At 68.5% G+C, this 6,000-nt stretch carries 7 protein-coding genes; 4 read left to right on the forward strand and 3 right to left on the reverse strand.

What is annotated here, in order from left to right:
• Window positions 1–68: 68 nt before the first annotated feature.
• The gene (locus C7H84_RS15375) at window positions 69–1,100 is read right to left on the reverse strand and encodes a CDP-6-deoxy-delta-3,4-glucoseen reductase (RefSeq protein ID WP_121859572.1); all 1,032 of its coding nucleotides are present in this window, start codon (window positions 1,098–1,100) and stop codon (window positions 69–71) included.
• A 106-nt stretch (window positions 1,101–1,206) separates the two neighbouring features.
• On the opposite strand from C7H84_RS15375, the gene C7H84_RS15380 reads away from it, so the two are divergent.
• Entirely contained in the window at window positions 1,207–2,244 is a 1,038-nt protein-coding gene (locus C7H84_RS15380) for an SDR family NAD(P)-dependent oxidoreductase (RefSeq protein WP_121859573.1), read from the forward strand.
• Here C7H84_RS15380 and C7H84_RS15385 read toward each other — a convergent pair.
• Window positions 2,227–2,415, reverse strand: a complete 189-nt coding sequence (locus tag C7H84_RS15385) for a hypothetical protein (RefSeq protein ID WP_121859574.1) — start codon at window positions 2,413–2,415, stop codon at window positions 2,227–2,229. The genes C7H84_RS15380 and C7H84_RS15385 overlap by 18 nt on opposite strands.
• 106 nt (window positions 2,416–2,521) lie before the next feature.
• Complete coding sequence (locus C7H84_RS15390; protein ID WP_121859575.1) at window positions 2,522–3,238, reverse strand: 16S rRNA pseudouridine(516) synthase; 717 nt, start codon at window positions 3,236–3,238, stop codon at window positions 2,522–2,524.
• Window positions 3,239–3,369: 131 nt separating this feature from the next.
• On the opposite strand from C7H84_RS15390, the gene C7H84_RS15395 reads away from it, so the two are divergent.
• From C7H84_RS15395 to C7H84_RS15405, 3 genes are all read left to right on the forward strand, one after another.
• Window positions 3,370–3,870, forward strand: a complete 501-nt coding sequence (locus C7H84_RS15395; RefSeq protein WP_121859576.1) for a DinB family protein — start codon at window positions 3,370–3,372, stop codon at window positions 3,868–3,870.
• 204 nt (window positions 3,871–4,074) lie between these two features.
• Entirely contained in the window at window positions 4,075–4,848 is a 774-nt protein-coding gene (locus C7H84_RS15400; protein ID WP_121859577.1) for an SDR family oxidoreductase, read from the forward strand.
• Between the two features lie 190 nt (window positions 4,849–5,038).
• Window positions 5,039–5,968 (forward strand): LysR family transcriptional regulator, encoded by a 930-nt coding sequence (locus C7H84_RS15405; protein WP_121859578.1) that lies wholly within the window; start codon window positions 5,039–5,041, stop codon window positions 5,966–5,968.
• Window positions 5,969–6,000 lie beyond the last annotated feature (32 nt).

Consider the following 6,000-nt stretch of genomic DNA (forward strand, 5'->3'; position numbering starts at 1 on the left):
ACTGTAAACCGCCGCGATGCCACCGATGTGACACCGCGGCGCGCAGCGGCGGCGCGGGCGCGCGGTACTCAGACCGGATGCGCGAGGTCGGCGGCGCTCGTGAACGAGTCCGCGTAGAACTCGTCGGCCGGCAGCGCGTGGTGCTGCGTGAAGTCGCGCTGCGCGGATTCGACCATCACCGGCGCGCCGCACGCGTACACCTGGTGGCCCGACAGATCGGGCAGGTCCTCGATCACCGCGCGGTGGACGAAGCCGGTGCGGCCGGTCCACTGGTCGGTGTCGTCCGGCTCCGACAGCACCGGCACGTACTTGAAGTTCGGGATCTCGCTCGCCCACTGCTCGGCGAGCTCGCCGAGATAGATGTCCTTCTTGCGGCGGGCGCCCCAGTAGAGCGTCATCGGGCGCGTGATGCCGCGGTGCTTCACGTGCTCGATGATCGCCTTGATCGGCGCGAAGCCGGTGCCCGACGCGAGCAGCACGATCGGCTTGTCGGAATCCTCGCGCAGGAAGAACGTGCCGAGCGGGCCTTCGAAGCGCAGGATGTCGCGCTCCTTCATCGCGCCGAACACGTGGTCGGTGAACTTGCCGCCCGGCATGTGGCGGATGTGCAGCTCGATCGGGCCTTCCTCGTGCGGCGCGTTCGCCATCGAGTAGCTGCGGCGCGAGCCGTCCTTCAGGATGAATTCGACGTACTGGCCGGCGAGGTACTGCAGGCGTTCGTTCGCGGGCAGCTGCAGCTTGACGACCATCACGTCGTCGGCACGGCGCTCGAGCGCGGCGATCCGGCACGGCAGCTTCTTCACCTGCACGCCGTCGACGCCGGCGATTTCACGCACGTCGATCTCGAGGTCGCATTGCGCCTTCGAGCAGCACAGCAGCGCGAGGCCGCGCGTGCGTTCGTCGTTGGACAGTGCCGATGCCGCATGCGGGCCCTGTTCGATCTGGCCCGACACGATCTGGCCCTTGCAGGAGCCGCACGCGCCGTTCTTGCATCCGTACGGCAGATGGACGTTCTGGCGCAGCGCGGCTGCCAGCACGGTTTCGTCCGATTCGACCTGGAACTGCCGGCCGCTTTGCTTGAGAGTAACGTTGAATGCCATAGAACCAAATAGAACAAAATGTGGGGACCGTGCATCTCGCGCACGGCAGCTACAATGCAAACCCGTTGCGCGCCGCGCAACGGTGGCTACTGATTTCGCAACCAACATGATCGCGACTCGAATCCTGCGCCGGCCGCGCGCCCTGATCGTCGGCTGCGGCGACGTCGGCCTGCGCTGCGTCGCGCAATGGCGCGAAGCGCGCTGCAACCTGCGGATCGTCGCGCTGACGAGCCATCCGGGCCGCTGCGACGAACTGCGCGCAGCCGGTGCGACGCCGCTCGTCGGCAACCTCGATCGCCGCGCGACGCTCGGACGGATCGCGGGGCTCGCCCGCACGATCCTGCATCTCGCGCCGCCGCAATCCGACGGCCGCGACGATCGCCGCACGCGTGCGCTGATTGCCGCACTGTCCGTGCCTGCTCGGCGCCCGTTGGCACCGCCGGTGGCATCGGTCGGCCGGCTGCGCGCGCTGCGCGCGGCGACCCGACAGGCTGGCGTGCCGGCTCGGGCAGCGCGTATTGTACCCGACGGCCTCCGCGCGCCGACGCTCGTCTACGCCAGCACGACGGGCGTTTACGGCGATTGCGGCGGGGCACGGATCGACGAAACGCAGCCGCTGCGCCCGGCGAATGCGCGTGCGTTCCGGCGCGTGTCGGCCGAGCGTCAGTTGCGGGCGGCGACGGTGCGCGGCGTGCTGTCCGCGCGCATCGTGCGGATTCCCGGCATCTACGCGGCGAACCGGCTGCCGCTCGCGCGGCTCGAGCGCGGCACGCCCGCGCTCGACGCGGCCGACGACGTCTACACGAACCACATCCACGCGGACGATCTCGCGGCGATCCTGCGCCGCGCGGCCGTGCGCGGCAAGCCGGCACGCGCCGTGCACGCGTCGGACGACAGCGAACTTCGGATGGGAGAGTATTTCGACCGGGTCGCGCAGGTGTTCGGCCTGCCGCCGCCGCCGCGCATCAGCCGCGCGGACGCCGAGCACCAGCTCGAGCCGACGCTGCTGTCGTTCATGCGCGAGTCGCGGCGCCTATCCAATACGCGGCTCAAGGCCGAATTGTGCGTGACGCTGCGCTATCCGACCGTAGACGAATTCCTTCAAACGCTCGCGCCGGGCGGCGCGTCAGGTCAGCGCCGGTAACGCCTCGATCAGCAGGAAGCACAGCAACGCGCCGATCAGCGCACCGATCAGGTTCGGGTGGTATTTGTGCTTCATGTGCATCGTGGCCAGCAGCCCGCCGATCACGATGGCGCCCGCGACCGCGAACGCGATCGTCACGTACGACAGTTCGAAAGAATGGTTGATGTTCATGATGTCTCCCCCTGCATTGCTGCTCGTACAGCTTGTGATTTCAGTATAGCGGGGGAACATGCGGCCGCGAGGCGGCCGGGCATCGAACGATCGTGCGGATTTTCCCTTACAGGGTTTTGACGGTATTGCGCAGCGCTGACAGATCGCTTTCGCCGAGCCAGCGCCATGCGCCGGGCGCGAGGTCGTCGGGCAGCGTGAAGCCGCCGATGCTTTCGCGATGCAGCGCCTCGACGCGGTTGCTCGCCGCCGCGACCATCCGTTTCACCTGATGATATTTGCCTTCGAGGACGGTCAGCGCGAGCGCGTGCGCGTCGCGCGCGTCGGCGGCGACCGCCGCGATCGGCTTTGGCTCGCCGTGGAGCTGCACGCCCGCGCGCAGCGCATTGAGCTGCGCGTCGTCGAGCGGGTGGCGCACGGTCGCGACGTACGTTTTCGGCACCTTGCGCTTCGGCGACGTGTACGCGTGCACGAACTGGCCGTCGTCGGACAGCAGCAGCAGGCCGGTGGTGTCCTGGTCGAGGCGGCCGACGCACTGCACGCCGCGCGCGACGAGCGGCGCCGGCAGCAGGCTGAACACGCTCGCGTGGTGCTGCGGGTCGCGCGAACACTCGTAGCCGGCCGGCTTGTTGAGCGCGAGATAGGCGCGGGCGTGGAATGGCCACGCGATGTCGTCGACCGTGAACACGAGGCCGTCGGTGTCGAACGACGCGTCGGGATCGGTCGCGCTCGCACCCGCGACGGTGACGCGGCCCGTTTCGATCAGGCCGCGGCACTGGCGGCGCGAGCCGAAGCCCTGCGTGTAGAGAATGCTTTCGAGATCCATAGCGCGCGCATTCTATCAAGCCGCGGGCCGGCACCGGCACGAACCGGCCCGCGCTGGTAAGCTGCCGAAGCCGCAGCACCGCGCGCGACGCGGCGCGCGTTCTCCCGTTCTCCGCCACGGAGTTTTGCCGCATGAATCCGACGACGCTCGACGCACTCGCCGATTTTCCCCGCCAGCTCGAAGCCCATTTCGCCGCCGTGCCGGACGGTTATGCGCGCTGGACGCCCGACGACTGGAGCGGAATCCCGAGCGAGCATTTCTCGCCGCTCGGGCAGCTCTGCCACGTGCGCGACATCGAGATCGACGGCTACCACGTGCGGCTGCGACGCATGCTCGACGAAGATCATCCGCTGCTCGTGTCGGTCGATGGCGATGCGCTCGCGATCGAGCGCCGCTACGACGTCGCGTATGCGTCCGACGTGCTCGCCGCGATTCGCGACGCACGGCGCGAGACGCTCGACCTCGTCGCGCGCCTCACGCCGGAGCAACTGGCGCGCACCGGCGAATTCGACGGCTACGGCGTGCTCACCGTGCGCGGTCTCCTTCATTACCTGTGCAGCCACGACCAGCAGCATCTGGCCGGCATGCAGTGGCTGCTCGGCAAGATCGACGCGGTGCTGTACGCAAGCTGACTCGAGCGGCCTGCGGGCCTGTAGGCCGCGCGTCCGGGCGCACCGCTCAAGCGGTTTTCGGCGTCGCCGTCGGTGGGGCAGGCCACCGTTCGCGGCATCTGATTGGAGCGTTTTTCTGGATAATCCATCCAGCCGAACCGGGCTGACCGGTGCGCCGCCCGTGCCTACACTCCTAGCTCCAATCAACGCAAAATGGAGTCAACCGTGGCTACTCACACGCTCGCAGACAAGGTCGTCCTGATCGCAGGCGGCGCCAAGAATCTCGGTGGCCTGATTGCCCGGGACCTGGCCGGCCACGGTGCGAAGGCGGTAGCGATTCACTACAACAGCGCGGCATCGCAGCCGCAGGCCGAAGAGACGGCCGCCGCCGTGCGCGCGGCCGGCGCGCAAGCCGCGACGTTCCAGGCCGACCTGACCACGGCCGCCGCGGTCGAGAAGCTGTTCGACGACGCGAAGCAGCGCTTCGGCAAGATCGACATCGCGATCAACACGGTCGGCAAGGTGCTGAAGAAGCCGTTCACCGACATCTCCGAGGCCGAATACGACGAAATGTTCGCGGTGAACAGCAAGTCGGCGTTCTTCTTCATCAAGGAGGCGGGGCGGCACCTCGAGGATCACGGCAAGCTCGTCACGCTCGTGACGTCGCTGCTCGGCGCGTTCACGCCGTTCTATGCGGCGTACGAAGGATCGAAGGCGCCGGTCGAGCACTTCACGCGCGCCGCGGCGAAGGAGTACGGCGCACGCGGCATCTCGGTGACGGCGGTCGGGCCCGGCCCGATGGACACGCCGTTCTTCTACCCGGCCGAAGGCGCCGATGCGGTCGCGTATCACAAGACGGCCGCCGCGCTGTCGCCGTTCAGCAAGACGGGCCTCACCGACATCGAGGACGTCGTGCCGTTCATCCGCCATCTGGTGACCGACGGCTGGTGGATCACCGGCCAGACGATCCTGATCAACGGCGGCTATACGACCAAGTAGCGTGCAGGGCCGGGGCCGTCGTCGCATATGCGCGGCGCGCCGCAATGGGCCGTTTGCATGGACAATGGACGGGCGTGCGGGCATCAGGCCGCGCGCCCGTTTCTTCTGTGTCGCCGCAGCGGCCTGCAAAGGCCGCATCGCGCGGCGCGTGCCGGCGCCCGGCGTCCGAACCCACGTTTTCCGCCTGCCGATGGACAAGCTCGACCAGGTCAGAATCTTCCTCCAGGTTGCCGAGATGGGCAGCTTCATCAAGGCTGCGAATGCGCTCGACGTGCCGCGCGCGACCGTGTCGGCCGCGGTCCAGCAGCTCGAGACGGCGCTCGGCACGCGCCTGTTGCATCGGACGACGCGGCAGGTTCAGCTGACCGCCGACGGCGCACTGCTGCTCGAGCGCGGCCGGCGTTTGCTCGCGGAAGCCGACGAACTCGACCGGCTGTTCCGGCGTCGCGATCGCGATGTGGTCGGGCGGCTGAACGTCGATGCGCCGAGCCGGATCGCGCGCCGCATGATCGCGCCCGCGCTGCCGTCGCTGTTTCGCCGCTATCCGAAGCTGCAGCTGTCGCTCGGCTCGACGGACCGGTCGATCGACCTCGTGCAGGAGGGAGTCGACTGCGCGATCCGGGTCGGGCGGCTCGCGGACAGCAGCCTCGTCGTGCGGCCGCTCGGGCAATTCGCGCTGATCAACTGCGCGAGCCCCGACTACCTGCGCGAGTGCGGCGTGCCCGAGCATCCGGATGCACTCGCGCACGGGCACTGGGCGATCGGCTATGCGTCGCCCGCGACCGGCCGCGAGCTCGGCTGGGAATACTGCGCGGACGGCGGGCGGCACACGCTGGCGCTGCCGAGCCGTGTGATCGTCAACAACGCGGAGACCTATATCGCGAGTTGCATCGCCGGGATGGGCTTGATCCAGATTCCGCGTTTCGACGTCGCGCATCTGCTTGCCAGCGGCGCGCTCGTCGAGGTGATGTCGGGCCATCGGGCCGAGCCGATGGACGTGTCGGCGGTGTATCCGCATCGCCGGCACCGGTCGCGACGGCTCAACGCGTTCGTCGAGTGGTTCGGGGAGTTGATGGCGGATGCACTGAACGACACGGGTGCGAGCGCAAGCGGCGACTGATGCGACTCATGCGACCGACACGGCCGACACGA

This window comes from Burkholderia sp. Nafp2/4-1b, assembly GCF_003635165.1.
GTDB lineage: Bacteria > Pseudomonadota > Gammaproteobacteria > Burkholderiales > Burkholderiaceae > Burkholderia.

Excerpts from the sequence above, each read along its gene's own strand:
- C7H84_RS15390 (WP_121859575.1), bottom strand. The coding sequence starts at position 3,238 with ATGGATCTCGAAAGCATTCTCTACACGCAGGGCTTCGGCTCGCGCCGC.
- C7H84_RS15380 (WP_121859573.1), top strand. The coding sequence starts at position 1,207 with ATGATCGCGACTCGAATCCTGCGCCGGCCGCGCGCCCTGATCGTCGGC.
- C7H84_RS15405 (WP_121859578.1), top strand. The coding sequence starts at position 5,039 with ATGGACAAGCTCGACCAGGTCAGAATCTTCCTCCAGGTTGCCGAGATG.
- C7H84_RS15385 (WP_121859574.1), bottom strand. The coding sequence starts at position 2,415 with ATGAACATCAACCATTCTTTCGAACTGTCGTACGTGACGATCGCGTTC.
- C7H84_RS15395 (WP_121859576.1), top strand. The coding sequence starts at position 3,370 with ATGAATCCGACGACGCTCGACGCACTCGCCGATTTTCCCCGCCAGCTC.
- C7H84_RS15375 (WP_121859572.1), bottom strand. The coding sequence starts at position 1,100 with ATGGCATTCAACGTTACTCTCAAGCAAAGCGGCCGGCAGTTCCAGGTC.